The sequence below is a fragment of the Candidatus Oleimmundimicrobium sp. genome (assembly GCF_030651595.1).
Classification (GTDB): domain Bacteria; phylum Actinomycetota; class Aquicultoria; order UBA3085; family Oleimmundimicrobiaceae; genus JAUSCH01.
In genome coordinates, this window is sequence record NZ_JAUSCH010000038.1 from 1 (window position 1) to 1,217 (window position 1,217).

The following is a 1,217-nucleotide window of genomic DNA, read 5'->3' on the forward strand; positions in this document are numbered from 1 at the left end:
TTTGCGTTGTTCACGTAACTGTTGCAGAATTTCCCACATCGGTTCTCCCAGATATCGAATAACGATTTCGCGATCTGAGAAAGAAGTATAGTTGTAGGGGATTTCTCTTATACGAGTTGACATAATGGGTCAGCTAATCCTAGTTTGAGAAGTTGTAATCAATCAGGAATTTTAACACGAAGCCGGATAATATAAGACCTATTAATGATGGGCCTTTTATTTAGCTCAGGTCGTTTACAGGAAAAATATGGAAATCGTACAAATCATCGCACTGGCCCTATTGCAAGGCCTGACTGAATTTCTGCCCATTTCAAGCTCCGCTCATTTAATACTGCTCCCCATTATTGCCGGCTGGGAAGATCAGGGGCTGGCTTTTGACGTCGCAGTACATGTTGGTACATTGGCGGCGGTCATTTTTTATTTTCGCGCCACTATCCGACAACTTATTGCAGACTGGTTTCGCTCACTGCAACAAAGACAAAATGTCGGTGAAAGTAAATTAGCCTGGGCCGTTATTATTGGCACCATCCCTGTAGGACTAGCCGGGTTGTTTTTAGGGGACTTCATCGAATTATTCTTACGCAGTCCGCTAGTCATTGCTGCCACCACCATAATATTCGGTCTGTTATTAGGCTTTGCAGACTGGAAAGGCAAACGTGATCGTAATGAACAGCAAATGGGCTGGAAAGATATTTTGATTATTGGCGTAGTGCAGGCTTTGGCATTAATTCCCGGTACTTCGCGTTCAGGTGTTACCATGACAGCAGCATTGATGTTAGGCTTAACTCGTCAAGCTGCTGCCAGATTCTCTTTTTTACTCTCTATACCCGTTATTTTTCTGGCAGGCAGCCTGGAAACACTCAAACTGGTTAAGGCCGATCAGGCAACTGACTGGTTTGCATTGTCAGCAGGTGCCATTTTTTCTGCGATTAGCGCATATATATGTATCTATTTGTTCCTGAAGTTACTGGAACGTATTGGCATGTGGCCCTTTGTCGTATACCGATTGTTACTGGGCGGCATTCTGCTGTTTGTATTTAGTTAATTGCAGTTGACATAGTTTGCTTGAATCCGTAACATTCTCCCTCTTTATTTGACCGCATGCGTATATTTTCAGGAGCACCCCGCGGAATGAAAACCTTAAGTGCAAAACCAGCAGAAGTTCGTCGCGACTGGTTCGTAATTGATGCCGATGGCAAAACTCTGGGCCGTATGGC

Annotated in this window: 2 protein-coding genes; one reads left to right on the top strand and one right to left on the bottom strand. The window is 44.1% G+C overall.

What is annotated here, in order from left to right; translation table 11 throughout:
* The first annotated feature begins 247 nt into the window (after window positions 1-247).
* Window positions 248-1,045 carry an undecaprenyl-diphosphate phosphatase gene (locus Q7U95_RS02740; RefSeq protein ID WP_308751745.1) on the top strand — a complete coding sequence of 266 codons (798 nt, stop codon included), beginning with the start codon at window positions 248-250 and terminating at the stop codon, window positions 1,043-1,045.
* On the opposite strand, the gene Q7U95_RS02745 is transcribed toward Q7U95_RS02740, so the two are convergent.
* Window positions 1,038-1,217 (bottom strand): hypothetical protein (locus Q7U95_RS02745; protein ID WP_308751746.1); only part of this gene is annotated, 180 nt, incomplete at its 5' end. The two genes, Q7U95_RS02740 and Q7U95_RS02745, sit on opposite strands and share 8 nt — an antisense overlap.

Excerpts from the sequence above, each read along its gene's own strand:
- Q7U95_RS02740 (WP_308751745.1), top strand. The coding sequence starts at position 248 with ATGGAAATCGTACAAATCATCGCACTGGCCCTATTGCAAGGCCTGACT.